This window comes from Shewanella sp. 10N.286.45.A1 (assembly GCF_041470405.1).
Lineage (GTDB): Bacteria > Pseudomonadota > Gammaproteobacteria > Enterobacterales > Shewanellaceae > Shewanella.
This window is the reverse complement of record NZ_JBFRMK010000117.1, coordinates 1-1,347: the sequence shown is the minus strand read 5'-3', so window position 1 is coordinate 1,347 and position 1,347 is coordinate 1. Positions and strand designations below refer to the sequence as shown.

Annotated in this window: 2 protein-coding genes; one reads left to right on the top strand and one right to left on the bottom strand. The window is 38.7% G+C overall.

Annotation, left to right across the window (positions count from 1 at the left end):
• On the top strand, positions 1–495 hold a 495-nt coding region (locus tag AB4238_RS09820; RefSeq protein WP_372033274.1), incomplete at its 5' end, for a hypothetical protein.
• 449 nt (positions 496–944) lie between these two features.
• Here the strand turns inward: AB4238_RS09820 and AB4238_RS09815 are convergent.
• A partial coding sequence (locus AB4238_RS09815; RefSeq protein WP_372033273.1) for a DEAD/DEAH box helicase occupies positions 945–1,347 on the bottom strand: 403 nt, incomplete at its 5' end.

Here is a 1,347-nt window from a genome sequence, read left to right as displayed (position 1 = left end):
TGGCTGGCTAGTAATAATCGCTTTGTACTGCCAATTATTACAGAGACTGGTGTTGGTAAGGCTCATTCATTTAGCTCGATTTCAGAACTGAAGCAGGCGACAAAATCAAGCCTAAAAGATTCATATATAAAAATGCTTGAATATAATCGATCTGTTGTTGAAAAAGCCAAAAATCAGAATGATGCGCTTGATGCGTTAAATGATATTCAGAGAGTTTTTTGGGAGATGGCTCAAGAAACTACACTAGCATTAAATCAGGGGGATATGGTCTGTGATTTTGATAATAATATGGGCTATGTTGAAAAGTTAAATCAGACTAAAGCGAAAGTACTTTGGACGGCATTGGTTGTAGGTGAGCCTAAAGGCTTTTGGTTTGGCTCAAGGGGATACCATACAATTGTTCGAAACTCCGTAGATCAGTTTGAATATAAAGCCCAGAAACAAAATAGATACGCCTGGAGTGATAAAAAGCAGATAGCTTCATGTACTTTTTAGATTAGCTAGTTAGAGTAAACAACAATCATAGTCATGTATAGGGATAAACACCCTTAAAAGTTACTCCCAGTATTGTTAAGAACAATGAAAAAGCGAATATGAAAATCGATATGTACAGCGTTATCATATTTGATAACAGTCAGAGAGTTTTTTCAACATGGTGACAGCCTAAATAAAGCCTATACATCAAAAGGTGAGTTGAAAGTAGATACCTCCTTTTCTCTAAAGCCGCCTAAAATTTCAAAAGATGGCGATTGCCCCCAAGTGAGGTCTCGATTGTTAGGTGGCGCTAAAATGGGAAATTGTGATTCATTTTTGTTTGGTGTACTAAACCTAACTTTATGCTCAGCTTGAAATGGGGTGCTAGCTCGTATTATCTCGCTTCTCCCCTGCTCTGCGGAGACAGTAACAGTTTCGGACTCCCTGAATATTACAGGTACATCAGGTATTTATTCAGCGATGCGATTTGCAAATCCTACAAGCTTTGGTGCTGCAAAAGTATATAACCAAGCCTCCTGATTGATAGCCTTGTTTACTCGTAATATCCTACCGAGTACTTGCCTAAAATAGAGTTCAGTTTTAACTCTGCTTAGGTGGCAACACACTTGCAAACGCGGGATGTCAGTACCTTCGCTTATCATACCAACACTGACAATCCAGTTCGTTGTACTGTTCCTAAACTCATTGATTTTAAGTGAAGGTAGATCTTCTTTATAGGTAACTACTTCGGCAGTTTGTTCATATTCATTTCTGAGCATATTCAGAATGTATGTGGCATGCTCGATTGATGATGCAACGGCAAGTCCAGCAGAATTAGGGTTATGTAGCCTAACGGAAATACATAGACAGCCA